The following is a 26391-nucleotide window of genomic DNA, read 5'->3' as shown; positions in this document are numbered from 1 at the left end:
ATATTCTTTGCTTTATTTTTACTGTGAGCAGATAAGAATAAATAGGATTTTTACAGACATATATGTTATGAACAATTGGACAAAGATCCCTTGACTTGTAAAAAGGAATTGTTATAATGAACGAAAACATATGAATATATGAACAAGTATTCATATGTTATTTTGAAAAATAGGTAGTGGGGGTTAAGGTATGTTAGATGTTGTTGTGATTGGTGCTGGGCAAGCTGGGTTAAGTATGGGTTACTATTTGCAACAAGGAGACTATGATTTTGTAATACTTGATGGAGAAAAAAGAATTGGAGACTCATGGAGAAACAGGTATGATTCTTTGGTTCTATTTACACCTAAATCATATAGTTCACTGCCAGGGATGAAATTAGAAGGAGATGAAAATGCATTTCCTACCAAGGATGAAATTGCAGATTATCTTGAAACATATGTAAACTATTTTTCGTTACCAGTACAGATGGAAACAACTGTACATAAAGTAAAAAAAATAAAAAGTACATTTAAAATATCTACCGATAAGGGGGTATTTCATTCCAAACATGTCATCATCGCATCTGGTGCTTTTCAGAAACCGTTCATTCCTTCAATTTCTCAAAGTCTTTCACAAGGGGTATTTCAAATTCATTCTTCTCAATATCAATCACCAGAGACGATTCCAGATGGTCCTGTCCTTGTGGTAGGGGGAGGGAATTCTGGTACACAAATTGCGACTGAACTTGCAGAAAGTCGCGATGTAACCATTGCTATTAGCCATCCATTTAAATTTTTACCACTTAAAATCATGGGCAAAAGCATTTTTCACTGGCTAGAAAAAGTTGGTCTCTTATATGCGGGAACTAGCACAAGGCGCGGATCATGGTTTCGAAAACAAAGTGATCCTATTTTTGGTTTTGAGTTTAAAAAATTAATTCGTGATGGGAGTGTTGAAGTCAAATTAAGAGTGATACAAACATGTGAAAGAGAGGTAACCTTCGACGATAACAGTAAGATAAGTGTACAAAATATTATTTGGTCAACAGGTTTTACGCCTGACTACAAATGGGTAGATATAGATGGGGTTTTAGATGAGAAAGGTTTTCCTATTCATAGCAGAGGTGTTAGTCCAATCCAAGGATTATATTATATTGGATTACCGTGGCAACATCAAAGGGGGTCGGCACTTATTTGTGGAGTGGGGAGGGATGCTGAGTTTTTATATTTAGTTATAAAAGGGGCTAAAAAATAATTTAAATCACATTACTAAATCAAACTGGAAAGGTAGCTGCTTTAGCTACCTTTTTTATGTTAAAGATTGATTTAGAAATGAAAAGAAAAAGATAGCTACATTCATTGTTTTGCACCTTATATTTTTTGATGTGTATTAAGTTTTTTCTTCTTTAGTGAGCTTTTAACGACTTGTCACACACAAAATATAATAAAACACCCTTGAACTCCATGGCTTATTTACACTGTTCATAATTTCCTTTGGATTAGAGATACCGTTCTCAATAAAAATAGTTGCCCAATCTTTAAACAATTTCATATAAGTTTCTTCATTCATATTTGAATTTAGGTGGGCTACTAGGCATACATCCAATCTAAGCTTTGACCCTGAGCATAAACTGGTTATAAGTCTAATTTCAATAAGGAGTGGACCTAGAATCATGGTATATATACGACAAATACCACCCTATGCCCTGAATCCCTGGGGTCTTCAACATTGTTTGTATCGTTTCACGTATATGTGGCTTAGAAACGGAGACAATTTCTGGTTTTTTTTGACGACTGTCGGGGAATCAAGAGTTTATGGCTATAGGTTTTTCGGCGGAAGATGGAATCATTATTCGGTTGCTTTAAGCAATATTGTTTCCTTCCATTGTTCTCCTCCGACTCCAACCCTATATTAAAACACTGCCAAAAGCATCCTATGTGGATGCTTTTTATTTGCTTAAAAAAAGAAATATATTCGATAATAGGGCTATTGGAGGGAAAGAAAGTGGCTATTATTATTACAATGTTTCTAATGGGTATTTTGTTAGGTTTTGTTGGAGCAGGTGGGGCTGGATTTATTATTGCAGTGCTCACTCTCGTATTTCATGTGCCAATTCATACAGCGCTCGCAACATCATTAACAGCCATGGCATTTACAACATTTTCTGGAGTGATAAGTCATTATCGAGAAAGAAATGTTGTTATGAAAATTGGTTGTGTTGTAGGAGGGTTTGGTGCGCTTGGATCATATGTTGGATCTAAAATTGGTGCTGGGATCCCTGCACAACTTCTTCATTGGTTTACGGCTAGTATGTTATTTTTATCAGCGATATGTATGTTAATTCGTTTGTTTTTTGTGCAAAATCAAAAAGAGTTGTCTGCTAGTTTATCAGATCAGTTATCTTCATATGTATTGGGAAAAGGAGCTCTGTTAGGAATTGCAACTGGAATATTAGCAGGCGCATTTGGAATTGGTTCAGCACCGTTCATTCAACTAGGATTAATGGTATTACTAGGTTTATCAATTCGTCAGTCAGTAGGGACTACAATGCTTGTTATTTTACCAATTGCAATTGGTGGAGGAGTTGGATATACTTCAGAAGGATATTTAGATTACATGTTATTAGTACAAGTTTTAATGGGAACAATGCTCGGAGCATATATAGGAGCGAAGTTTACAAATTATGCACCCCGTGTTATTTTGAAACTTTCGATGATTATGACACCTGTTTTGGCTGGATGTATGTTATTAATAGAATAAGAAATAAAATACTGGGGAAAGTGACGTATCTGTTCATCTTCATAAACTGTTGTGTGTAAGTTTTTGGGTGGCATTGCTTATATCGGGAACATATTCAAAAGATTCTTTTGCATGGCTTTTAGAGGTTACGCATGCTTTAATATGGTGCAGAAAATAAGAGTAATCTTCTCGACTACTAACGGGTTCGGTTTTAAAGTACAAAACAGTAATGAACAATCGAATTTGCATACCAATTAGCATAATTTGTGAAAGTAAATTAGCACTAAAAAAGGTAGTTGATTTCGCATAAGTAGTTCCGTTTTCGCGGAGAAACATTATAAATAGCATACAAATTAGCAAACCAATTAATATACAATTGGTTTGTTTTTTTGTTGCTATAACAACACTTTTAGTAAAAGTGTGTGTAAATTAGCATAGGAATTAACAATGTAACAATAACTATTGTCATTCTGTGAAATATGGTGTTAATTGCACTGTTATTTTTAAGTTTCATTCTATCTATGCGAAAACAGCCTTCATTTTAAATAAACACAAAGGTAATTGTGATTTTATGTAAATTCGCTATGAAAATAACTTTTGTTGGACAAGCTATTTCGGTTTTTAGGGGTATTTAATAATCTTCTATTTTCCATTTTTCGGTCTAGGGTTATTCTCGGGATATCATCAGCTTTAATTACCTATTAAAATATACTGGTTAATTGTAAAAATTGCTTTTTAATTTGTTCTATAAAGAAACCATTAGAAGTTAATAATAATTTCATTGTAAATCCTCTCATCTTTCCAAACTATTTTTTACCTCATAATGTTTTTGAAACCGAAAGTGATGGAAAACCCGCACGACTCCACAACCATAAGGGAGTATGAACGTCGATGGGAGCGAGTCCGCTACCAGTGAGTGCTTTTTCCCATGCTTCCGCCACAGTTTGGCGATCTTCATTTGTTCTGTTTAAAACTTCTGAAGAACATAATCCTAATTATACGCTAGCTTTTAAGATGTGTGTATCCGGAGCTACTGTGATAAGTTCACGAGACTTCCATTCAATTGATGCATAAGTCTCTAGGACATATAGCCAGTAATTGAAGATTTTGGGGCCAGAGAGATAGGGGAATTCTGATTTTTGTGTTTTTTGTATGATGTTTTTTAAGGACAAAATGTCGAACTGAACAGATTCAATCAATCCTAAGACATTACCTTTAGGAGACGACTGAACGATGCCTCTTGAGACGCGTTTCCAAATTTCTGGGTGACGATTAGGTTGTAAAGCAACCCGGTAATGAAGCAACACATGACGTAAATCTTTTAAGTCTCTATTGGATACAGCGTGCGGATTAAAAATCCATCGAGAATTATCATCAACATATGCTTGTGCAATGGATTGCCATAAGGCATATGAATTTCTTTGATAATTTAACGACATTCCTAGAGTTAACACGTCTAGTAATTCGTCTTCTTGAACGATGCCAATGAGGGCATCCTCAGGCATTACCTCACCACCAAGAAGTCCTTCGGTATGCATTTGTATGAGTAAATTCACATTTTGTAAAAAAGATTTATTTATCATTATTTTCCTCCGTCCAAGGGGGAAAAACTAATTTTCTCCTTGTTTTTCGGGTTAATTGAACATTAGAATACTATATAGTGTGTTAAATGAGGATATTCGACAGTATCTATAATGTTTCTTCATTGAATAGAAAAATCCTGTCGAATTTAACAAGAGAATGGAAGGAAGAAGTTAGGACTAAGTAGGAATTTTTGGATGTTGTATAGAATATTCCAAAATGGTTTTACTTTTTTGCTGAGGGAGATGTTCAAATGGAAGTAACAATTCGTCCTGTTCAGATACAAGATGCTAGCGCAATTCATCGGATATGTATACAAGATGCAGTTTTACCATATATGGTTTTCATGCCAAGTATGAGAGTAGACGCTATGGAAAATAGAATTCGTAATTTAGGGCCCAATCAATTTGAATTTGTTGCGGAGCTTAATGGTAATGTTGTTGGGTTTGTAGGGTTAACACAAGGACAAGGCAGAAGATCGCATTCGGGAGATATATTTATCGGTGTAGATAGTGAATATCATAAAAAAGGAATTGGGAAAGCATTGCTTACAAAAATTCTCGATCTTACAGACAATTGGCTAATGATCGAAAGAGTGGAGCTTGGAGTTCTCGAAACAAATCCTGGCGCACAAGCGCTGTATGAAAAGTTTGGGTTTATGGAAGAGGGGATAAAGAAGGGGAATTTAAAAGCAAACGGTAAATTTATTGATGAAATTATGATGAGTCGTCTTCGTCCAAATGGTCTACTCATACAAACTTGAATATTGTAATAAAAAATAATTTCAAAGGTTTCAAATCATTTTCATGAACATATGATATGAATTTGTTTCCGTCGTACACAAGGTGCAAAACCAGAATTTGTGCATACGTTAAATGGTTTTGGATTAGCTGTAGGGCGCACAGTAGCAGCCATTTCAGAAAATTACCAACAAGAAGATGGGTCAGTTGTGATTCCGGAAGTATTACGCTCATACATGGGTGGAAAAGAAGTTATCAAATAAGAAGGAGTAAGTTTCGGATGAAAATAACAGAAACAAGCCTCAATAGGCTTGTTTCTTATTTTGAACAGATATATCTGTTTGATCCATGATTAAATTATATGTGAGTCCCATTAATACTAATAGACCTCCAACGATTTTACCAATCGATAGTTCATGTGAATTGAAAAAGTCAATGATAATTCCCATACCTAATTGACCAATAAAAATGAGTAATGTCAAATAGAAGGAAGATATTTTAGGGATAATATAGTTTGATAATCCAATTACTACAACACCTACTAAACCACCTAAATAAGCGAGAAAGGGTATGGATTGCAATGTTGTATAGGACATGTTTAAAGATTCATTACTAAAAATTAAAAATAATAAAGAAAAAGCGAGACCAGTGATATAGTTGAAAAAAGTACCTTGGAAAATTCCGATTTGTGTTGCTAAGTTTGCGTTAATTACTCTTGCGATTACAATGGAACATCCAGCTAAAATGGCAATACATATATATAACATCATTTCTCCTCCATTAAAAAATATTCATGACAACAATTCCAGAAGTAATAAGTAGTAAGCCGACTATTTTCTTTTTTTCAAACTTCACAATTTTCATTCCTAATAATCCGAAATGATCGATAACAATAGAAGTAATCGATTGACCGAGTAAGCCTAAAGCGATCGTTAAGGATACACCGAGTGCTGAAAAGCTAATATTGGTAAATAATACGGTGAATACCCCGATAGCTCCTGCGCTATATAAGTAGAGCGGGATTCCTTTATGAATCTTAATTTTAAATTTACCCACAAGTAAAATAATAATAACCGCAATTAATCCAACAGTATGAATAAGAACACTGGCGTTATAATTTCCTATAACTTCTGCTAAGATGCCGTTTAGTGGAATCATAAGTGCGATGAATGCACCAATAAGTGCAGAAAGTACTTTATACATAGCATTTCTCCCTTGCGTTTTTAAGCTTAATTTATCATGATTGGATTATGGGGTATTATGACATATGTCATAGTAAAGAGGGGATTTGGGAGATTTATGAAAAAAATATATAATTCGAAGAAATTAGACGATTATATTCAAAAGAATAATATTGAAGATTTTTTTAGTCATGACATAAAATCTGTGATGGAATTGTTGTTATTTAAAAAGAATGAATACATATGTAGAGAAAATGAAACGCTTCATTACCTTTACTTCTTCGTAGAAGGAAAAGCAAAGGTATATACGACTTTAAGTAACGGTAAATCTTTATTATTAACTTTTTATAATGGATTTGAAGTAATGGGAGATGTAGAATTGGTTCGTTCTCAAAAAACCTTTTCAAATGTTCAAGTGATAGAGGACTCATATTGTATTGGAATCCCTCTGAAGAAAATTAGAACACGTTTACTTCATGATGCAACTTTTTTAAGTTTTATTTGTGATTCTTTAGCACATAAACTTGCTAGACTTGCTCAAAATAGCTCCATTAATTTACTTTATCCACTTGAAAGCCGATTAGCGAGTTACATTCTTGCGACAGCTGAAAAGGTTGGGGATCGAGCAAAAAGAATGATATTTCAAGGGAATTTAACTGAAGTATCAGAGCTATTAGGGACAAGTTATCGGCATTTACTACGAACATTAAATATTCTTTGTGATAAAGGTGTGTTAGAAAAGAAGGATAGTTATTTTGAAGTAATAGACGAGCCTTTACTGGAAGAGTTGGCTGCAGATGTTTATAAACAAAATTAAACATATGTTTGTAAGGAAAATAGTGAGTAGAGCAAGGTGATTTTACTAATGATGAAGATACGATAAAAAATGAAATAAGCTCGATCTTTCTTAACGTATAGGAGATCGGCTTTTTTTGTCGAAATTTGCTTTGTGTACAGTGGCATGTAATTTTAAGAATAACGGAAGAATATATAGAAAATGCTATATAAATGGGAAGTTTGATCAAGTTAGGGGGGACAACCTTGTTTAATCGGATAGTAAAAAATGTACCTAATTTATTTACGATTGGAAATTTATTGTGCGGTGTTTTTTCAATTACATTGAATATGAGTGGTTTTTTGGCATTAGCCTCCATTTTTATTTTCTTTTCGGCTGTTTTAGATCTTCTTGATGGAAGGATTGCGAGAAAATTAAAAGTAAACAGTGAGTTTGGCGTAGAATTGGATTCCTTAGCGGATATTGTTAGTTTCGGAGTTGCTCCTGCACTTCTATTTCATTCGATAGCAGCACCATCTATTTTAACTTCTTTGGCATTTATCCTTTTCCCAACGATGGGCGCTTTAAGATTAGCTAAATTTAGTGTTAAACCAACCATTGGATATTTTAAGGGATTACCTATTCCAGCTGCTGGATTACCATTGGCTGGTATGGGGTTGTTTGCATATAGCAATGCATGGATTACCTTAATCCTTGCCTTCTTAATGGTAAGTCCAATTAGGTTTAAAAAACTTTAATTGGGCTCCTGCTCCATCGCCATCAAGACTTTATGGAATATCGTTTATTCTCTCCCTTGTTATTTGTAAGGACAGCGTGTATTTCCGATGGCGGATATTTTAGAGTTTACATCAAATTGGATCCAGTGTGACGCCAATTTTTTGTTGCGCTCAAGTACCAGTATCTAGAACTTTACAAAAAATAAGCAGTCAGACGAATCCTGACTGCTAAAGTTTGATCATAGAACTATTTTTCCGTGGCAAAATAAAGCAATGCTATGACCGGAAAAGCGATTCCCGTCCATAATACTGCACTCCATCCACCTGAGGCGTATGTCCATCCTCCGATAGAAGATCCAATAGCACCACCCAAAAAGAAAATAGCCATGAACAACCCGTTTAATCGACTACGAATTTCTGGCTCCAAAGAGAAAATCAAACGTTGACTGAGCACAAGGTTTGCGGATACTCCCATGTCCAACAGAATAGCTGCAACTACTAGAACAGCTATTCCGAAGGGCGAGCTACTCTGAATCATGAGTGGTAGTAATAAAGAAACGATGACAACAGCGAGAGCTATCCCAGTGGCAAGTCGAGTCCATCCGCGATCAGCTAGACGGCCACCTACTGGCGCAGCTATCGCACCCGCAATTCCGACAAGCGCATACAGTGCTATAGCCTTCTGAGAAAAATGAAAAGTAGGGCTAGACAATAATAACGGAACAGTAGTCCAGAATAAGCTGAAAGTCCCGAATACACACGCATGATAGATCGCGCGACGGCGTAAGATCGGGCTAGTTCGCAGCAGTTGCCACATTGAACCGAGTAAGGCGGTATAGTTTGTGTTTGTCATTGGCCTCCTGGTAGGGAGTACTTTTAATAATACGATCGCCAAGACAACAATTACTACCGCAGATAAGGCAAATATTGCATTCCATCCCCAGATATCAGCTACTAGGCTTGATATCGGACGTGAAAGCATGATGCCAAGTAACAGACCACTCATGACATTACCAACAACGCGGCCGCGTGTAGTTTCTGATGCAAGGTATGATGTAAAAGGTATGAGCACCTGTGCTGCGACCGATCCCAATCCGATGAAGAATGAAGCCACTAAGAAAAGTATTCCATGTTTCACAAATACTGTGGCAGTCAGGGCGACTGCACTTAGAAGTAATGATATAACTACCAGCTTTCGGTTTTCAACAATATCTCCTAAAGGCACAAGAAATAGTAAGCCGACAACATATCCAATTTGAGTTAGCGTTACAATCAATCCAGCACTACTAGTAGAAAGCCCAATTGCAGCGCTAATTAACCCAACCAAGGGCTGTGCATAATAAAGATTAGCTACAATGATACCACATGCAGTTGCTAGAAGTATGGTTAACCCTGCTGAAATATCTTTATCAATTGTTTGCTTTTTTAAATTAGACATAGTTAACTCCTCCTATACCATTATCCCGACGTTCTTGGATCATCTTGGCAAATGCTGCCGCAGTGTCAGACGCCATTTTACTAAATTGAATCTGAACTGCATCCAACTCTTCTTTCAAGACTTTCAATTGTGCCATCTCTCTCCTCTCCTTTCCCATGTATTATTGTAATAAGTTCTTGTGGAGTCTTAGGCTTAGTTGCATCAGTTAATATTGTAAGATTTTTTGAATTTTAAATACTAAACGTTTAGTTCATTAATTAAAACAAATAATATACTAAACGTTCAGTTTTGTAAATAGGTTATTTTATTTTTTATTCAAATTAAGTATACTAAACGTATAGTTTATATTTTTGGAAGGAATGATTAATGTGCAAAGTAAAAGAGGTCGGCCGCGTAATGTCGAAACGCATAAGTCTATCCTTTCCGCATCCTATGAGTTATTGTTGGAAACGGGCTTTAAAGCAGTCACGGTCGATAAAATTGCAGATCGTGCTAAAGTTAGCAAGGCTACGATTTATAAATGGTGGCCTAACAAGGCTGCTGTGGTAATGGATGGTTTTCTTTCTGCTGCCGCAGCCAAATTGCCTGTGCCTGATACGGGCTCGGCATTGAATGATATTCTAATTCACGCCACGAGTTTAGCCAGATTTTTGACAAGTCGAGAGGGGACCATTATTACGGAGTTAATAGGTGAAGGACAGTTTGATTCTAAATTGGCGAAGGAATATCGCACCCGATATTTCCAGCCCCGTCGACTCCAAGCTAAGAACCTTCTGGAGAAGGGGATTCAGAGAGGAGAATTGAAAGGAAATCTCGATATTGAATTAAGCATCGATCTCATTTATGGGCCAATTTTCTATCGTTTGCTCGTAACTGGCGAAAAGTTGGATGATTCCTATGTGCATCATTTGGTGATGAACGCATTTGAAGGAATCCGATCGACCTGAATAACATTCGAACAAAAATTTATTTATCACGAAATTGCCGATTCTTCACTCTCCCGATATATTCAAAGCCGATATAATCCGTCATGCTCTTTCATCGGTTTAATATCGCTGAGCGATATCGACCACCGGAGAATTGGATACCCTATGACAATCAAGCTCATAGACTATGTTGCGCCCATTGCCATCAAGCTAATGAAAAACTAATACCCTTAAAATAAAAAAATGCTATTCTTTCGAAAGATTTTTGAACGAAAGGATAGCGTTTTTTTCAGTGGATACTTCCCTAGTTAAAATAAAATGATGATGTAAAATAGTTATCTTCTATATTCCTCCAGCCTCTTATAATAATTAATCTTTTTTTCAATTTCCGTCAGGTTATCCTTCAACTCTTTAATTTTCTTAAGGACTTTATTTTGATGCATTTCTAACAATTCTCGTCTGGTGCTTATTGTAGATTCACCTTGACTTCGTAAATCAGAAAATAGTTTTATGTCTGTGACTGACATCCCTGTTACTCTTAAACGGATTAAGAAATTGATCCAAGTAGCAGGCGTTTTACCGCTAGTAAATTTTCAAGTACAAACATTACAAAATGTGCTCAGTAAAACAAATGAAGAATATACAATAACAGACATTAAAAAAATAAGTGATCGAATAGAATATTGGATTAAAAATTGGTATCCGCAAAAAATGATTGGTGTAAATGATAAGAAAGATATAGAATACTATGAAACTTTGAACGAGAGGCAGAAAAAATGGTTACGTTCATAAACAAAGTTAGGAGTTTCCATCGGTGGGAATGAAAAAAACTCCTACTGATGGAAGTTTTACTCCCCATAAAACTACACCGTTTTAGCTACATACTTTATTCCAGATTATAATACATTGATTAAAGGTGTACTTTACCACTTAAAGGTTAAGCATATACTGCATGAATGATTTGACATTAACTTGACAACCTTATTACAATTTTTTGTTCTTTTAAGAAATTTGAGCACCAGAAAATTCTTAAATGATAAGGACGTGATAGGGATGAGCAGAGAAAAGAAATCGAATCGATGGGAAAGGGAACCCGAACTGACTGGACGTATCGTTATACCAGGTGACCCGGAATATAATGCAGCCCGAAAGGAATTCAACACCTTTTTCAATAAGTTTCCTCTGGTTATCGTCTTTGCCCAAAATACTCAGGACGTGGCCAATGCTGTGCGCTGGGCACGTTATCGAGATGTACCAATCCGTATACGCTCAGGCCGTCATAGTTATGAGGGTTTGTCGGTCGTTGACGCCGGTATAGTGATTGACGTTAGTGAGATGAACCGGATAGAGATTGACCGCGAGCTCGGTACTGTTACTGTGCAGACTGGATTGCGGGATTTTGCTTTATATGAGGCTCTCGGAGCCAAGGGGCTAATGGTACCGGGGGGACTCTGTGCTACCACAGGTATTGCAGGTCTCACTTTGGGCGGCGGTCAGAGCATTGTAGCACGGTCGCTCGGCCTAACTTGTGATAATCTGCTTGAGCTGGAGATGGTAAACGCCAACGGCCGAGTGCTTCGCGCTAATGCCGATCACAACTCTGATCTGTTCTGGGCCTCGCGCGGTGGTGGTGGCGGAAATTTTGGAATCTGCACCTCCTTTCGCTTTCGCACACATCGAATTGATAAGGTCGCCTACGCCAACATCAGCTGGGATCTACGATACCTAGAGCAGGTGCTGCGAACCTGGCAAGACTATACAGCTTCTGACGCTGACGAAAGACTCACTCCTCTTCTCACGATAGCTTCAGGCTTGCAGTCGATTCTACTCATGCAAGGGGTGTTCCTCGGTTCGGTTAAAAAGCTTCGCAAATTGCTGCAACCATTGCTTCAAGTTGGCTCACCGCAAGAGGTGTTCATCGAAGAGATTCCTTGGCTTGAAGCGGTAGAACGAATAGCGGCCACCCAACCGGTATCTCCTGAACCTTTCAAGAGCGTTGGTCCCTTCATCGAACAATCGCTCCCAGACGAAGCGATTGACATAATCCGGCGTTTTATTAGCGATCCTCCCACTTCCTCGGTAGCTGTCCTTTTCCACGGCCTGGGTGGAGCTGTAGCCAAGGTGTCGAGTAAGACCACGGCATATTTCTACCGCAAGGCTCTATCGAATATGTCAATATATTCCACTTGGGATACACCGGATGGGGCTGCTCCAGGCATCCGATGGGTAGAAGACTTCCGTAAGGCGATGCTTCCATTTACTCGAGGAGTGTACGTCAATACACCGAATCTCTCAATTGAGAATTGGCCAAAGGCATACTATGGTAGCAACTTCAAACGATTGACTCAAGTGAAGGCTAAATACGATCCAGAAAATATTTTCAAATTTCCTCAGAGCATCCCGTTAGCCAACAACTAGAGTAACCCATTAAGGTATAGGGTACTAGAGATGAGGAGTGCATCTCCTAATGTTAAAAACACTCGTACTGCAGGAGGAGCGAGGTTATAGACATGCAATCAAGTACTTCAATTGAATTTTTACATTTCCTTTGTTATGATACTTTGTTTTTGGTAATGAGTTTTAGAACTGTTTTTTGAACGTATTTCTGTCAGTTTCATTAAAAATTAAAAAAGTACCTTAAACGTCCGTTTTTGGTACTTTTTTCAGGCACCAAATTAGATATATATGTTAAGATAGAAAATAGATTTTGAAGAAGTGTAGCTTAGCTAATGAATAGGCAAAAGCAAACGGCTTAGTATAGGACTGAGCCGTTTGCTTTGAAAGACTAAATTTTATGAATTCGATGATATCCATATAGAAATGAATCAATTAATTGCCAAGAATATTAATTGTTTAGATGCCATCTTGCCGGAAAATCAAGAAATATTGCCAAGTGGATTATGGAAAATGATTTAAGATTGATGAATTTTTAAATGCAGCCAAAAAGTGACAGGAAGAATCAGGGAAATTGAGAATGATCATTCTTGACTGTCAGCTGATTGTAATATTGCAGAGGGGTGTTCCTTGATGACAAATAGTAGAATGAATCCTAAGGTTGATGAATTTTTAAATGCAGCCCAAAAGTGGAAGGAAGAATATGAGAAGTTGAGAAATATCGTTCTTGACTGTGAGCTAACCGAAGAATTTAAATGGATGCATCCTTGTTACACGTTTGAGAAAAAAAACATAGTTTTAATACATGGATTTAAGGAATATTGTGCGCTTTCGTTTCACAAAGGTGCCTTGTTACAGGATACTCATGGGATTCTAATCCAACAAACGGAGAATGTACAGGCGGGGCGCCAGATTCGGTTCACCAATGTTCAAGAAATAGTTGAAATGGAAACCATCTTGAAAGCCTATATTTATGAAGCTATTGAAGTTGAAAAAGCTGGTTTAGTAGTGAAAAAGAAAGAGCATAAAGAATTCATAATTCCTGAAGAACTTCAAAATAAATTCGATGAAATGCCTACTTTTAAAACTGCTTTTGAATCATTGACACCGGGACGGCAAAGAGCATACATTCTTTATTTTTCTCAACCGAAACAATCCAAAACTCGAGAGTCAAGGGTTGGAAAATATACCCAGAAAATTCTTGATGGAAAGGGATTAAATGATTGTACTTGTGGGCTATCTCAAAAGCAGCCCAACTGTGACGGCTCACACAAGTTATTGGATAAGAAAAAATATTAATCAAACTTTAACATACTTCCAAAAGAATTCCCCTTCCTCAAGGAATGAGAAGGGTGAAGCCCAATGAGTAGGGAGGGGATGAATTTTGGTTGGCGTAAGCCAAAGGAATGAAAAAGGAATTTCCTCAAATGAGACAGAAATTATAGAAAGAATACTTTTGATCCCAAAGTTATTGTTTGCTGACTGTAGACGGTGCACTATTAGAAATTCTAAAGCAGTACCGAAATACAAGGATAAGACGAATGGGGGGGGATGACAATGTTGTTGAATCAAAAATATGAAATCTTTCCAACAGAAGCGCAAAAAGAAGTGTTAGACCGCTGACTACAATATTGTCGTCAAACCTACAATTCTGCCTTGTTAGACAAAGAACGGAAATATAAGCAAAATAAAGAAAATTACAATCGTTATGATATGCAAAAACAACTTACATTGGACAAGGAGACGTATCCTTTTCTAAAAGAAATGCCTTCTCAGCCTTTGCAAGAAGTTTTTGTGCGTCTGAAAAAAGCGTTTGACAATTTCTTTCGTAAAGATGCAAAGTATCCAAAACAGAAAAAGTATAAAGACTACACGAGTATGACATTTCCGCAATTTGGGTTCAAACGAAATGGAAAGCATCGCTATGCCATGTCTTTTTCTGATAACGGTAAATTATACAATACAAAGTTGGGAGAAATAAATATCCTACTCCACAGACCACTCGAAGGAACAATCAAGCAACTGATTCTCAAACGTCAAGGGAAAAGATGGTACGCTATTTTCTGTGTCGAAAGACAAGTGGCACCATCTGGTATCGATACCAATCGTGCGATAGGAATTGACGTGGGATTACATAAGTATGCCGTTCTTTCTAATGGTTCAGAGTTTGAAAACCCTAGATTTCTCCGTGAAAAAGAAAAACAACTAAAGAAAGCACAGCGAAAACTTTCTAAGAAGAAACAAGGTTCTGCTAACTTCATAAAACAAGTTGAGCGTGTTCGCAAGCTACATGAAAAAGTAGCGAACCAGCGCAGAGATTTTCTTCATAAACTCAGTTACAATCTAGCGAAAGATTATTCCGTTATCGTTGTAGAAAATCTGAACATTCGTAACATGGTTAGAAACAGAAAATTATCAAAGTCTATTTCTGATGCAGGGTGGGGAATGTTTCGAAACATGCTTGCTTACAAATGCGAAAATCATGGCGGTGTACTCATCAAAGTAGAACCAAAGTATACTTCACAAGACTGTTCTTTTTGTGAGAATCGCGTGAAGAAGTCTCTCTCTATTCGTACTCACATTTGTAAAAAGTGTGGAACGGTATTAGATAGAGACTATAACGCGAGCCGGAACATCTTACAAAAAGGATTAGAAGAATTGTTTGCCACAAACTAAAGTCTACAAACTGTAGGGCAAGGTTATGTCCGAACAGTATAATCTACGCCTGTGGGGACTGTGTAAGACACAGTGGGGCACCCCACTATGCAACGGTCTATGAAACAGGAAGCCCCTTCTTCAATCGACCGGAAGGTGGATAAGGAGGGGTTATTCACTATATTGTCTCACTTTGCGTTCATTCGAACTCTTTTTAGATCGCAGGTAACACTCATTTAAATAATTTAAAATGAAAAAACAAAAAAATGAATCGTAGAGTATAAACAAACTACCGTATAACAGGCTTACGCATTACCAGTTAAGAAAAGAAAAATACTGCACACAAAAGTGTACCCTTTGGCTTTTTGCTGAAAGGTACACTTTTCCTGAACTAACGGGTGCTTTAGTTAAACAAGCCAATCTAAAAAAGTCGGTTCCTTAGCGTACAGGAATTCGACCTTTTTTAGGTTAAAATTCGCTTAGTGTACAAAATTTCCGAAATGTTGGCGGTAGTCTATCGTTATCAAGTTAAGAAATTTACTGTTCCCAAAAATGAAAATTTCATCTCTCCATAGTTGTTCGCGGGAATACAGATTTCGATTTTCTGGGTTTGAAATAAAGTCACGATATTTATATAAAATAGGAAAAAAACAAGGAATTACTATATAAATAGTAGAAGAATTATATACAAGCAAGATTAGGATATTAGAAAAGCACTACTAAAAAGTGTTTCAACTTAGTGTAATAAGAGAAAGCTAATCGAGTTGTTTTTACTACTATTAGGAAGGGGTGTAAAACTTGCATACAAAACGGTGTTCGCATAATAATTGCAAATGTTTTATTGTACCTAACTATATTTTGGAGAATTTAGCACAAAATGAAGTAGAGACAGCACGAATTACTTTGGAGAAAAGTCTAAAAATTCGAAAGCGTAGAATTTTGAAAGAATATAATATTGATGGTGTTGTCGCCTTAACTGATGCTGGAACAGGAACGCGAGGTGAGTCTGCTCGCCATGTATACGATTGCAAAGGGGGGACAAAGCTTAGATTGAATGAGGTTAGAAAAGAAGGAGACAGATCAAGTGGGGATACTGTGGTTAACCATGCGTACGATTATGCTGGAATTGTACGTGACTATTTTAAGAATGTGTTCCACCGTAATTCTATTGATGACAATGGGCTAGATCTCATTCTGAATGTTCACTATGGGCATAACTTTCAAAATGCCTATTGGGACGGTGATGAAATGGTGTTTGGTGATGGAGATGGAATTGTTTTTACAAGTTTTTCAAATTCACTCGATGTTATTGGGCACGAACTTACACATGGTATTACTCAATTCACTAACGGATTAGAGTATGAAGGACAACCCGGAGCTTTGAATGAGCATATTTCGGACGTGTTCGGAATAGCAATTAAGCAATCTTATTTAAAGGAAACAGCACGAGATGCGGATTGGCTAATTGGTGCTGATATAATGGGACCAACACTAAAAGGACAAGCCCTTCGTTCAATGAAAGCACCTGGTACTGCATTTGATAACCGACTAATGGGTAAGGATATGCAACCTGATCATATGAAAAACTATTATCAAGGAGATCTTGATCACCATGGTGTCCATATCAATAGTGGCATACCAAACAAGGTGTTTTATCTTGTATCTATGGAGATTGGAACAGATAAGGCAGCTTTGATATGGTATAATGCAATACAAAATTTATTTCCAACTACAAACTTCAATCAATTTGCACAAATCGTAATTAAAGCAGCGCAAAAACTTGTTGATAGTGGAGAAGTTCCTAAAACGTCTGCAAAAACAGTAGAATCTGCTTTTAAAACGGTGGGAATACCTTCTTAGACATATTCTTTATCATGAAGTTGGAGGCTTAATATTAATATGCATATCCAATTTAGCTGTATCGGGGGAATCGCTAATCTCCATTTAACCTTTCAGACAAATACGGTCGAGTTACCAAAGGAAATAGCTAAGGAATTACTTGATTTAATCAAGCAAGCTAATATTTTAAATCTTAAATCAAGTGAATTAGAGGTTGTTACAACCAAAGGAGCGGATGCTTTTTCTTATCAGCTAAGGATAGAAGATGGAAAAGAGCCAAAATCCTTTTCATTTACCGATGTAACAGCTCCGCAGGAAGTGCAACCTTTATTGGATTATTTACGTAATTTGGCGATTGCAGAAAAAATGGAAGAATAATAAAAAAGAACTCGCTATGTATATATTTGCATAGTGAGTTCTTTTGGTTTTGGGGTATTTTTATTTGTTAGCTTGATGGGGATAGGGTAGCACCACATCCATCAACTTAAGAAATTATTGTTCCTAAAAACGAAGTAATATTATAATATATCAATATTGATATATTAGGTAGAGGTATATTTTTTTTTGATTAATTATTAATTCACTAAATTTAACATTTAGTTAATTAATAATTAATATGATAAAATAAAATCCTGAAAATAAAAAGGGGTGTTTTTCTTGCGTACAATGCAACAATTATTACAAAAACGAGCAACACAATCACCAAGTATTGAAGCACTTGTTGGTGAAGGAGAAAGATATTCATTTAAAGAATATAATGAACGAGTAAATCAGCTTGCGCATTACTTGTTAAACAGTGGTGTGCAAAAAGGAGATCGTATCGGTGTTTTATGTAAAAATAATCATCCGTTTCCAACGATTATGATGGCAAGCTTAAAAATCGGAGCCGTACTAATACCTTTTAATCGTCAGCTTACTGTTTATGAATTAGAAACGATTGTAAAAGAAGCGAAGCTAAAGGTATTATTTCATGATGCTGAATTTAACGAAGTTTTATCTGAAATTGAAGCAGTAAAAGAAATTCAACATGTAATAGAAACTGAAAAAGGGATGGAAGTTTCAAATTCATTTGAATTACGATTACAAGACCAGCCGAAAACGGAACCAATGGTAGAAGTTCATGAAGATGACGATGCGATTTTCTTATTTACTTCTGGAACGACCGGAAATGCGAAAGCATGTGTTATTGGTCATAGAAATTTGCATTATTATTTTACGGAAATTGCAGGCCAAAGGGAGATTCCAGTAGGCGAACGTTTTCTTTCCGTACATCCACTTTTTCATATGAGTGGTGTACTTTCTATATTAAATTGTATTTATCACGGTATTACGATGATTTTTCTATCTGACTCAAATCCTAGCCTCATTTGGGATACGATTGAAAAAGAGAAGATTACAACTATGCTTGCGTTTCCCGCTGTGTACAGTTATATGCTTGATGAATTAAATAAAAAAGAACGGAATATTTCTTCTTTCAAAGTAGCACAAAGTGGTGGAACAAAGGTATCTGAAAGTCTTATACAAAAGTATGTGGAGAAAGGAATCTTTATGGTACAAGCATATGGAAGTACAGAAGGTTGGATCGTAAGTTCATGGAGACCAGATATGGGGAAAGAAAAAATTTCTTCTGTAGGAAAACCTATTAAACATGTAGAGGTAAAGATTATTCATCCAGAGACAGGAGAAGAATTACCTACGAATGAAGTTGGAGAGATTATTGTAAAAAGCCCATATATGTTTAAAGGTTATTGGAATAACGAAAAGGCAACAAGAAAAGTAGTAAAGAATAATTGGTTTTATATGGGTGATGCGGGGATGTTAGATGAAGACGGATTCTTATATATAATGGGAAGATACAAAGATGTGATTGTACATGGTGGTGATAATGTATATCCAGATCAAGTAGAAGAAGTAATTCATGAAATAAGTGGTGTGTTAGAAGTTGCAGTAGTTGGAAGTCTAGATGATTTTTGGGGAGAAATTCCAAGAGCTTATATCGTGAAAGACATCCACACATCATTATCAGAGGAAAATATTATTCAGCACTGTAAGCTAAAATTAGCGAGCTATAAAATACCAGAAGTAATATTCGTTGAGGAATTACCAAAAAATGCTTTAGGAAAGGTATTAAAAAGAGAGTTAAAGAGTGCTACCCTAGTAAAAAATGATTAAAGGAGTTACCTATTTTAAGTGATAAGTCCGGTTATGTTTTATACATAACTGGACTTTTTACTTGTTTTAATGATTTACTAGATTTTGCATAAGGTGATAAAGAATATTCACTCAATAATTGTGTGAGTAATATAAGAGATGCATTGCAGTTATTCCTTTTTCCTAATCACCCAGTACATCATAATCAACCTGAAATGTGTTCGTATATATTGTCTAATTTTTTACAGACTGTGTAAGCTGCTAGTCGAGAAAGCTAACCTTTGGGTATAATAATAAAGAAATTTATCAATTTATAGTATCGGTTAGGAGCTCAGTAGATATGAAAACAGTTGTTGTCGTAGGTGGAGGTATTACGGGACTCTCTACTATGTTTTACTTAGAAAGATTAAAAAAGGATTACAATATAGATTTAAAATTGATCCTTGTAGAAAAAGAGGAATATTTAGGCGGGAAAATTCACAGTGTAAAAGAAAATGATTTTATTATGGAAACAGGAGCAGATTCAATTGTTGCTCGAAATGAAAATGTGATGCCCCTTGTAAAAGAACTGAATCTAGAAGATGATATGGTATATAACGAAACTGGTATTTCTTACATTTATTCAGAGAATACGTTACATCCTATTCCCACTGATACAGTATTTGGAATCCCTACAAGTGTAGAGTCGTTGTTTAACAGTACGTTAGTCTCAACGAAAGGGAAAATTATTGCATTAAAAGATTTTATTACTAAAAACAAAGGCTTGACGAAAGATACATCGCTTGCTTTATTTTTAGAAAGCTTTTTAGGAAAAGAATTAGTTGAGAAGCAAATTTCTCCTGTCCTTTCAGGGGTATATTCCGGTAAATTAAATGAACTTACAATGGCATCTACATTACCATATTTACTTGACTATAAAAATAAATACGGCAGTATTATTAAAGGGTTTGAAGTGAACAAAAAACAATTCCAGGCAGCTGGAAATAAAAAGTTTTTATCGTTCAAAGGAGGACTCTCTACGATTGTAAATCGGTTAGAAGAGGTGTTGACTGAGACGGAAATACGAAAAGGAGTAACAACGACAAATGTAAGTAGAGTCGGTAATGGGTATGAAGTTTCTTTTTCGAATCAAGAGAAACTAAAAGCGGATTACATTGTTTTAGCTGCTCCTCACGATATTGCACAAGCAGTATTAAATTCTGCCGAATTAAACAGTGATTTCAATAAATTCAAAAATTCATCTCTTATTAGTATTTATTTAGGATTTGAAATACCTGATAATCAATTACCGGCGGATGGGACAGGCTTTATTGTTTCAGAAAATGGTAATTTATATTGTGATGCTTGTACATGGACAAGTAGGAAATGGAAGCATACATCAAATAAACAAAACTTATTAGTAAGAATGTTTTATAAAAGTTCAAATCCAGCGTATGAAAAGATTAAAAATAATAGTAAAGAAGAATTCATTCAAGTTGCTTTATCTGATATTAAAAAAAGTCTTGGAATTCAGGGTGAGCCGCAGATTGTTGAAGTTACAAACTGGAAAGACTTAATGCCAAATTATCATTTAGAACATAATCAGGCAGTTCAATCTTTGAATGAGAAATTGTCAGCTGCTTTTCCAAATGTTTACTTAGCTGGTGCTTCATATTATGGCGTAGGCATTGGAGCTTGCATAGGGAATGGAAAGAATACGGCAGATAAGATTATGAAAGCATTACATACTTGTTTGGAGTAATACCACCTTTATCCCGCATTAACGGGTAGTAATACTCCCACCTCAAAATTCGGCGAAAGCAAAGAAGTTAGGCGGGAGATAAACTGCCCGTAAAAGCCCGATTGGTTTAACTAATAATCAGTGGGGGATGAAGAACCCCCACTGATTAAAGTTTCACTTTATATTTTTGATGAAATCCTCCTCTAGTATAAGAGGAGGATTTCGTACGTTGTTGTACCTATATAAATCCATTTTAATTTTTCGACATCTAAATCCCTGCTATGCAGAATAAAAGTAACCTATACTCGTTTGCTCTTTCTGTTTTTACTTCACATGTGGCAGAAAAAGGCCCCTAATCGCTTCTATGCATGGCCAGATACTCTCTCCCACCTAAAAAGAGGGGTTTTATGTCGGTTTTTTAATTGATGTATATATCTTACTATTTAACTTTGATTAAGGTTTCTACACGTTTAGTTTTATTTTCTTTAATTGTTAAAGTAACATTTGATGAAACTTGTTACTACTAACAACCAAAAAATATTTGACAATAATCAATTTTCTGATTATTATTAATGCAATTAATAATTGGAAATAGTAATAGCGATGAAGAGAAGAGTAATTAAGAAATGCTATGTAACAGAGAACTCTGGTAGCTGAGAAGGAGAGATAGCGTGTTTAATGAAAAAAGACTTGGAGCTTCGTACGGAACTAAGATGATTAGGGATAATGCGACGGGTTCTCCCGTTATAGAGATAGGGTATACGCAATTTGCCGTACCCGAAGAGGTTGATATGGTGACATATCAATAAACTGAGGTGGTACCACGATGAGCACAACTCTCGTCCTCAAGATTCATAATCTTGGGGGTGGGAGTTTTTTATTTTTTAAATTGAGAAAGTTTATAAAAGGAGGGGTATTGTAATGAATCCAATATTATTAGATGTTCCATTTCAAATAGAAACAGAAAGACTTATACTACGAGCGCCCTTACAATCTGGGGATGGAAGTATTGTAAATGCAGCAATAAAAAATTCTTTTAATGAATTAAAAGCTTGGTTGCCTTTTGCACAGAACATTCCCGCTGTTGAAGAAACAGAAATCAACTTGAGAGAAGCGCATATTAAGTTTTTAAAAAGAGAGAGCTTTCGTTTTCTTATTTTTCATAAAGATACCAATGATTTTATTGGAACAGTAAGCATTCAAGGAATAGACTGGGACATTCCTAAATGTGAAATTGGATACTGGATTAACACACCGTTTAGTGGGAATGGATATATGGTAGAAGCAGTAAAAGAATTAATCAACTTTGGGTTAAACCAAATTCAATTTAAAAGAATTGAAATTAGGTGTGAATCCACAAACCTTAAAAGTCTCTCTATCCCTGAAAAGTTAGGATTTGAGTTAGAAGGGATACTAAAGAATGAAGATTTATCGGCAGATAGAAAGACATTAACTAACACTTGTATTTATGCAATAACTTAATTAGGTACTAATTGGACAATGCATTGATAGTTTTGGTAGTAGTCAGTTTCCTAAATAGAACTGTTATGGTTTGTGAATGAGTAATAAAAGAAGGATTCTACATTTCATCCATAGAACAAGTAGTATGGCTAAGAGCGAATGTAAGAATCAAAAAAGTTAACATAATATAATTATGTTAATCTATAGACTAATAAACATTTTAACAGGGAGAATTACAATTGAAGTATATTGAGTTTGGGATCGGAAATAAGTGGCTTGTAAGGACGGAAATAGAATATGAGGATGGAACTGAAACGGAGCAGCGTGGCATTGTGAAACCAATTCATTTTGAATCAGCGTATATGAGATGCTGGATAGGGAAAACTTGTTTTATTGTAGATACAAAAGAAGGTTTTAAGAAAATGAAAAAGAACCGTAATGAACTCAAATTCATTTTTGGAATTGTAAGTAGGAGATAAGTAGAGAATGAGAGGAATCAAAAGTGTATGCTATGTAACTTTTGATTCCTCTCATTTTTATCGGTGTCCTTGTTTTCTTGCCTCTGTAAATCCATAGTATGCACAAGCACCATTTTGAGAAAGATCTTTTACTTCAAATCCGCATTTTTTATAAAAATCAAAGTTATTTGCTGAGGTATTCGCAAACCAATCACCATGGGGGAGTTTTTGTAAACATAACTCTACAAGCTTTTTACCGATCCCTTGTCCTCTATATTCACTTTTTACGACTACATCCATAATCATAGCAGCCATAATTTGGTCTGATATGACTCGTATCATCGCAATCATGTCCTCATGATCCCATACTGTAAAAGCCCAAGTAGAGTTTTCGAATATTAAAGTGAAGCGTTCATCTTGCCATGCAGGAGTATGATTTCCAACCCAACCAGCATCTTGAAACAAACTCTTCACAGCAGAAGCTGGTATTCCTTTCGTTCCTTCGCGAATAATGAGTCCATTATGATAAATGTACATATATACAGCCTCCTTTTATTTGTATCATTTATTCGTTATGAAGCAGCAACTTCCTGCATTGTTGATTAATGAAAAAGGACTGCTGATGACAAAAGGATAAAAGCGAAAATTAAGGTAAAACAATAAGAGGTTAGTTTATGTAAGATTACTAGGTTTGCGAATCATTACAAATAACAGTTCACTTAAAACACCTACTCCAATGCCTATCGCATAAGCCAATAAGTCACTCCACAAAAAGCCATAACCTAATATCAATCCGCCTAAAGTTGTTTCTCGAATATGGTCAATCCAACTAGCGTGATACAATTGGCTGAATTCAATGATGTAGCAAAACGATATGGAAAGTAACGCAACAACTTTTGTTTGAGCTCTTTTAAAAATAAATCCAAAACCAATAAAGATCATTAACGCCCACAGTGCATCGCCTAAGTATGTATTCAAAGTGTGTGGTAACACATAAGCTATTTTTCTTGATGTTAGCCCTAATATTAATACAATGATGGTCATCATTGCGTACAGTAATCGATTACGTTTATAAGTCATATATGAAATTCTCCCCAAAGTATTCTTTAAAAAAATAAACGAATAGATATTCTATATTTTTACTAGTTAAGTCATTAAAAATGCTTTCAAAGGTGTTTTCAAAGTAATTGTATAAATTTTCTATTATTGTTTCAATAATCTCCATAAAATCGTTTGAAAAATAATAATGCTGCTTAATATTCTTGTTTAACTAAAGCTGCAAGATAGTTCAATAGTGTGATAACAAAGTTTTGAAGGAGGGAACTATGTGTTACAAGTAGATAAACCCGGAAATATTGTAATTCTTAACGGTACTCCAAGATCTGGGAAGTCCAGTATTGCGGCTGTGATCCAGAATGAGTTTGAAGGTGTGTGGATGAACTTAGGGGTTGATCGGTTCATGCAGATGACCCCAAAACGATATCAGCCTGGGATTGGGTTGCGACCTGGAGGTGAATGCCCTGATCTCGAGCCTCTCGTTATGATTATGTATCAAGCCATGTATGAGACGATCGCTTTATACAGTCGCTTAGGGCTAAACGTTGTGGTGGATGTCGGACACCATGATGGATATTCCGTCCCTCGGGGGATTCTTCACAATTGTGCTCGGATACTGAGTGGGCTCCCAGTTTTGTTCGTGGGCGTTCATTGCCCAATCGAGATTGTCATAGAACGACGGCTTAACACCTGGCATGTTGGTTACACCGCTGATGGCATGATGCCAAAACCAGTTAGTTTATGGCAGCAGCTTGTCCATGTGCCTGGTATCTATGACTTAGAAGTCGATACCTCAGTGCTCAATCCTGAAGAGTGTGCTAACTTGATCCGCCAGCGACTCGATGGTGGTCCACCCCCGACAGCTTTCCAGTACATTGAGGGTATGGGAAATGAATAGTTTTTGCTGTAGCAGTTGGTGTTTATGCTATTTGATACGTCAAAAATAAACAGCGGTATTTTCACTTTACAAATTGTACTATATTTACTTATTGACTACGTTCATAGAGTAAAAGGTTCAATATTAATTGATGGTGGCTAACAAAGTCAACTACCCACCACTTAAACGCTAACACGTTTTGAAGTGGGGGCTTGTAAAAAGCCTTGGTTGTCTAGCCTTAGTCTTTTATAGACTCCGTTCGTAGGTTGCATATCCAAGAATAATTCCCTAGTTCTTGGCTCTATGGTGGCTCTGTAACAGTTCTGATTGGGAAGGAACGGTCAACCACAAGTCTTCTTGTATAAGAAGTTGCCAACACCTACAAACATTGGCGAAGGGAAACAAACTCTTAGGAGGGACAAAACATGCGTGTATTTGTCAAGAATTCACGAGGAGAACCACTTATGCCTTGTAGTTCTCGTAAGGCTCGACTTCTTCTCAGACAAGGAAAAGCAAAGATTGTAGGGTACACACCATTTACCATTCAGCTCCAATACGCTACTGGAGAAACGATACAACCTGTTACAATCGGTGTTGACAGTGGTGCAAAGTATGTAGGCATTGCAATTACCACAAAAGAAAGAGTACTCGCCAAAGGAACCATTGCGTTACGCCAAGACGTCAAAGAGAACCTGATTCTTAGAGCTACACTACGTAGAAGTCGAAGACAACGTAAAACCCGCTACCGAAAACCACGTTTTCTGAATCGAAAAAAGAAAGAAGGATGGTTACCACCCTCTATTCAAAGTCGAATCGACAATGCTATTCATTGGATAGAGAAACTCAAATCTCTCGTACCTTCCCCAAAAGTCATTGTCGAAGTAGGGAAATTTGATGCGCAAAAACTAAAAAAACCTGACATACAAGGAATTGAATATCAACAAGGAGATGCTTTTGGCTTTTGGAATACAAGATATTACGTATTTGCGAGAGACAACTATACGTGTCAAATTTGTAAAAAGAAAAGTGGCATTTTGCATACGCATCATATCATCGAACGATGCAACGGCGGCTCTGATATGGCAGATAACCTTGTAACGGTACATGAAGAATGTCATCAAAAATTCCATCAAGGGAAAATCAAACACAATTTCAAGAAACCAAAACAATATAAAGAAACAGCTTTTATGAATATACTGCGTTTGCAAATCATGAAACGTTTAGATTGTGAGATTACGTATGGCAGTTGCACAACACCGAAACGAAAAGAGTTACGTTTATCCAAAACACATGTAAATGACGCCATTGCGATTACTAATTCAAAACGGTTACAAGAATATGACCAAAGTGGTGAATTTCGCATCAAGCAATTTAGAAAGAAAAAGCGTTCTCTTCATGAGGCAACTGCAAGAAAAGGAAGAAAAATAAAAAATACAAATGCAAACCGAAACAAGAAAAATACATCACATGTAAATGGAATCTATTTAGGTGATAAGGTGAAAGGATTTGGACAAGTAGGATTTGTGACAGGATTTACTGGGAAAATGGTGTACGTACAAGATATCGATGGAAACTATATACAAAATCCATCTAAATCCTATAAACAAGTGAAGATATTGGATATAGAATGTATCCACCATACTAACAATTGGTTGTTTTTACAAGTGAGTTAGGCTGTGCCTA

Annotated in this window: 25 protein-coding genes, 2 pseudogenes and 1 other annotated feature; of the genes and pseudogenes, 19 read left to right on the top strand and 8 right to left on the bottom strand. The window is 36.2% G+C overall.

The features are described from left to right. The first annotated feature begins 190 nt into the window (after positions 1-190). Both ACFQZ1_RS15800 and ACFQZ1_RS15795 read left to right on the top strand, forming a co-directional pair. On the top strand, positions 191-1234 hold the full coding sequence (locus tag ACFQZ1_RS15800) for a flavin-containing monooxygenase (RefSeq protein WP_377883144.1): 1044 nt from the start codon (positions 191-193) through the stop codon (positions 1232-1234). A gap of 750 nt (positions 1235-1984) precedes the next feature. Then, positions 1985-2740 (top strand): sulfite exporter TauE/SafE family protein, encoded by a 756-nt coding sequence (locus tag ACFQZ1_RS15795; protein ID WP_377883143.1) that lies wholly within the window; start codon positions 1985-1987, stop codon positions 2738-2740. Between the two features lie 974 nt (positions 2741-3714). On the opposite strand, the gene ACFQZ1_RS15790 is transcribed toward ACFQZ1_RS15795, so the two are convergent. Next, positions 3715-4302 carry a hypothetical protein gene (locus ACFQZ1_RS15790; RefSeq protein WP_377883141.1) on the bottom strand — a complete coding sequence of 196 codons (588 nt, stop codon included), beginning with the start codon at positions 4300-4302 and terminating at the stop codon, positions 3715-3717. Positions 4303-4553: 251 nt separating this feature from the next. On the opposite strand from ACFQZ1_RS15790, the gene ACFQZ1_RS15785 reads away from it, so the two are divergent. Together ACFQZ1_RS15785 and ACFQZ1_RS15780 are read left to right on the top strand one after the other, a co-directional pair. Next, the gene (locus ACFQZ1_RS15785; RefSeq protein WP_377883140.1) at positions 4554-5063 is read left to right on the top strand and encodes a GNAT family N-acetyltransferase; all 510 of its coding nucleotides are present in this window, start codon (positions 4554-4556) and stop codon (positions 5061-5063) included. Positions 5064-5123: 60 nt separating this feature from the next. Continuing rightward, positions 5124-5303, top strand: a pseudogene (locus tag ACFQZ1_RS15780) (serine--tRNA ligase); the annotation flags it as partial. Between the two features lie 39 nt (positions 5304-5342). On the opposite strand, the gene ACFQZ1_RS15775 reads toward ACFQZ1_RS15780, so the two are convergent. Both ACFQZ1_RS15775 and ACFQZ1_RS15770 read right to left on the bottom strand, forming a co-directional pair. Further along, positions 5343-5807: a DMT family transporter gene (locus tag ACFQZ1_RS15775; RefSeq protein ID WP_377883139.1), complete on the bottom strand. Its 465-nt coding sequence runs from the start codon at positions 5805-5807 to the stop codon at positions 5343-5345. A 13-nt stretch (positions 5808-5820) separates the two neighbouring features. Continuing rightward, entirely contained in the window at positions 5821-6243 is a 423-nt protein-coding gene (locus tag ACFQZ1_RS15770) for a DMT family transporter (RefSeq protein WP_377883138.1), read from the bottom strand. Positions 6244-6339: 96 nt separating this feature from the next. On the opposite strand from ACFQZ1_RS15770, the gene yeiL reads away from it, so the two are divergent. Beyond that, positions 6340-7038, top strand: coding sequence for a transcriptional regulator YeiL (gene yeiL / locus ACFQZ1_RS15765; protein WP_377883137.1), 699 nt, complete (start codon positions 6340-6342; stop codon positions 7036-7038). Between the two features lie 224 nt (positions 7039-7262). Beyond that, positions 7263-7754 carry a CDP-diacylglycerol--serine O-phosphatidyltransferase gene (pssA, locus tag ACFQZ1_RS15760; protein WP_377883136.1) on the top strand — a complete coding sequence of 164 codons (492 nt, stop codon included), beginning with the start codon at positions 7263-7265 and terminating at the stop codon, positions 7752-7754. A 226-nt stretch (positions 7755-7980) separates the two neighbouring features. Here the strand turns inward: pssA and ACFQZ1_RS15755 are convergent, their stop codons facing one another. After that, a complete protein-coding gene (locus tag ACFQZ1_RS15755; protein ID WP_377883134.1) occupies positions 7981-9171 on the bottom strand; it encodes an MFS transporter in 1191 nt (396 codons plus the stop codon). Beyond that, positions 9164-9307, bottom strand: coding sequence for a hypothetical protein (locus ACFQZ1_RS15750; RefSeq protein ID WP_377883132.1), 144 nt, complete (start codon positions 9305-9307; stop codon positions 9164-9166). Before ACFQZ1_RS15750 ends, ACFQZ1_RS15755 begins: the two co-directional genes overlap by 8 nt. A 232-nt stretch (positions 9308-9539) precedes the next feature. On the opposite strand from ACFQZ1_RS15750, the gene ACFQZ1_RS15745 reads away from it, so the two are divergent. Beyond that, entirely contained in the window at positions 9540-10118 is a 579-nt protein-coding gene (locus ACFQZ1_RS15745; protein ID WP_377883273.1) for a TetR/AcrR family transcriptional regulator, read from the top strand. A gap of 314 nt (positions 10119-10432) precedes the next feature. On the opposite strand, the gene ACFQZ1_RS15740 is transcribed toward ACFQZ1_RS15745, so the two are convergent. Next, entirely contained in the window at positions 10433-10624 is a 192-nt protein-coding gene (locus tag ACFQZ1_RS15740) for a MerR family transcriptional regulator (protein WP_377883131.1), read from the bottom strand. Here ACFQZ1_RS15740 and ACFQZ1_RS15735 point away from each other — a divergent pair. The 10 genes and pseudogenes from ACFQZ1_RS15735 to ACFQZ1_RS15690 all read left to right on the top strand — a co-directional run bounded on the left by ACFQZ1_RS15735 (position 10608) and on the right by ACFQZ1_RS15690 (position 22796). Further along, positions 10608-10889 carry a hypothetical protein gene (locus ACFQZ1_RS15735; protein WP_377883130.1) on the top strand — a complete coding sequence of 94 codons (282 nt, stop codon included), beginning with the start codon at positions 10608-10610 and terminating at the stop codon, positions 10887-10889. The two genes, ACFQZ1_RS15740 and ACFQZ1_RS15735, sit on opposite strands and share 17 nt — an antisense overlap. Positions 10890-11150: 261 nt before the next feature. Next, positions 11151-12515: an FAD-binding oxidoreductase gene (locus ACFQZ1_RS15730; protein ID WP_377883129.1), complete on the top strand. Its 1365-nt coding sequence runs from the start codon at positions 11151-11153 to the stop codon at positions 12513-12515. Positions 12516-13124: 609 nt separating this feature from the next. Continuing rightward, entirely contained in the window at positions 13125-13790 is a 666-nt protein-coding gene (locus ACFQZ1_RS15725; protein ID WP_377883128.1) for a DUF1801 domain-containing protein, read from the top strand. A 252-nt stretch (positions 13791-14042) separates the two neighbouring features. After that, a pseudogene (locus ACFQZ1_RS15720) lies at positions 14043-15167 on the top strand (RNA-guided endonuclease InsQ/TnpB family protein). 777 nt (positions 15168-15944) lie between these two features. Further along, on the top strand, positions 15945-17006 hold the full coding sequence (locus ACFQZ1_RS15715; RefSeq protein ID WP_377883127.1) for a M4 family metallopeptidase: 1062 nt from the start codon (positions 15945-15947) through the stop codon (positions 17004-17006). Positions 17007-17045: 39 nt separating this feature from the next. Beyond that, on the top strand, positions 17046-17363 hold the full coding sequence (locus ACFQZ1_RS15710) for a protealysin inhibitor emfourin (RefSeq protein ID WP_377883126.1): 318 nt from the start codon (positions 17046-17048) through the stop codon (positions 17361-17363). A gap of 279 nt (positions 17364-17642) precedes the next feature. Continuing rightward, complete coding sequence (locus ACFQZ1_RS15705) at positions 17643-19157, top strand: class I adenylate-forming enzyme family protein (RefSeq protein ID WP_377883125.1); 1515 nt, start codon at positions 17643-17645, stop codon at positions 19155-19157. A 319-nt stretch (positions 19158-19476) separates the two neighbouring features. Beyond that, positions 19477-20877 carry a protoporphyrinogen oxidase gene (locus ACFQZ1_RS15700; RefSeq protein ID WP_377883124.1) on the top strand — a complete coding sequence of 467 codons (1401 nt, stop codon included), beginning with the start codon at positions 19477-19479 and terminating at the stop codon, positions 20875-20877. A gap of 573 nt (positions 20878-21450) precedes the next feature. After that, positions 21451-21706 (top strand) — a binding site (T-box leader). A 71-nt stretch (positions 21707-21777) separates the two neighbouring features. Next, positions 21778-22338, top strand: a complete 561-nt coding sequence (locus tag ACFQZ1_RS15695) for a GNAT family N-acetyltransferase (RefSeq protein ID WP_377883123.1) — start codon at positions 21778-21780, stop codon at positions 22336-22338. A gap of 218 nt (positions 22339-22556) precedes the next feature. After that, complete coding sequence (locus ACFQZ1_RS15690) at positions 22557-22796, top strand: DUF3977 family protein (RefSeq protein ID WP_377883122.1); 240 nt, start codon at positions 22557-22559, stop codon at positions 22794-22796. Between the two features lie 57 nt (positions 22797-22853). Here ACFQZ1_RS15690 and ACFQZ1_RS15685 read toward each other — a convergent pair whose 3' ends face one another. Then, positions 22854-23312: a GNAT family N-acetyltransferase gene (locus ACFQZ1_RS15685; protein ID WP_377883121.1), complete on the bottom strand. Its 459-nt coding sequence runs from the start codon at positions 23310-23312 to the stop codon at positions 22854-22856. A 135-nt stretch (positions 23313-23447) separates the two neighbouring features. After that, positions 23448-23855, bottom strand: a complete 408-nt coding sequence (locus ACFQZ1_RS15680; RefSeq protein WP_377883119.1) for a ribosomal maturation YjgA family protein — start codon at positions 23853-23855, stop codon at positions 23448-23450. Positions 23856-24102: 247 nt separating this feature from the next. On the opposite strand from ACFQZ1_RS15680, the gene ACFQZ1_RS15675 reads away from it, so the two are divergent. Then, positions 24103-24729 (top strand): chloramphenicol phosphotransferase CPT family protein, encoded by a 627-nt coding sequence (locus ACFQZ1_RS15675; protein ID WP_377883118.1) that lies wholly within the window; start codon positions 24103-24105, stop codon positions 24727-24729. Positions 24730-25133: 404 nt separating this feature from the next. Next, on the top strand, positions 25134-26381 hold the full coding sequence (iscB, locus tag ACFQZ1_RS15670; protein ID WP_377883117.1) for an RNA-guided endonuclease IscB: 1248 nt from the start codon (positions 25134-25136) through the stop codon (positions 26379-26381). Positions 26382-26391: the final 10 nt, after the last annotated feature.

It is taken from the genome of Bacillus sp. CGMCC 1.60114 (assembly GCF_042676365.1).
GTDB classification, from domain to species: domain Bacteria; phylum Bacillota; class Bacilli; order Bacillales; family Bacillaceae_G; genus Bacillus_A; species Bacillus_A rhizoplanae_A.
Note: the sequence above shows the minus strand (reverse complement) of the source record. Positions and strands in the feature narration are given on the sequence as shown.